The organism is Lactobacillus nasalidis (assembly GCF_016587775.1).
GTDB lineage: Bacteria > Bacillota > Bacilli > Lactobacillales > Lactobacillaceae > Lactobacillus > Lactobacillus nasalidis.
On record NZ_BOCG01000437.1, the window covers coordinates 1 to 588 of the forward strand.

Genomic DNA, 588 nt, shown 5'->3' on the forward strand with positions numbered 1-588 from the left:
ATCAACATCGGCGGCACCTACAACATCTACAACGCTTTGGCTGCCTTTGCCTGCGCCAGAGAGTTCGGCGTCTCTGCCGATGAGATCGCGGCTGCTTTTGCCAAAAACAAGCGGATTTTCGGCCGCCAGGAACTCATCAGCTACCAGGGCAAGCAGATCAACATCATCTTGGTCAAGAATCCGGTCGGCTTAAACGAAGTGCTCAGCCTTCTTGACACTGAAAAGGACCACTACACCCTGGCCGCCCTGCTCAATGCCCACCACGCTGACGGCATTGACACCAGCTGGATCTGGGACGGCAATTTTGAAAGCCTGACCCGCAGCAAGATCGACCAGGTCATCGTCGGAGGCGAGCGGCACAAGGACATGGCCTTCAGGCTGGAAGTTGCCGGCTTTGACCCGGGCAAGATGGTGATCCAGAGCGACTTTGACCAGCTGCTGGACGCCTTTGAGCAGGCACCGGATGAAAAAATCTACGTTCTGTCGACCTACACGGCCATGCTGCACCTGCGGCAGGTCTTTGCCGAAAAGGGCGTCTTGAAGAGAAGAATCAACTAAAACAAAAATTCCGCGGCACTGCCGCGGAAT

Annotated in this window: 1 protein-coding gene; it reads left to right on the forward strand. The window is 55.6% G+C overall.

The annotated features are described in order from the left end of the window. A partial coding sequence (locus lacNas_RS08070; protein ID WP_201346764.1) for a DUF1727 domain-containing protein occupies positions 1 to 558 on the forward strand: 558 nt, incomplete at its 5' end. Positions 559 to 588: the final 30 nt, after the last annotated feature.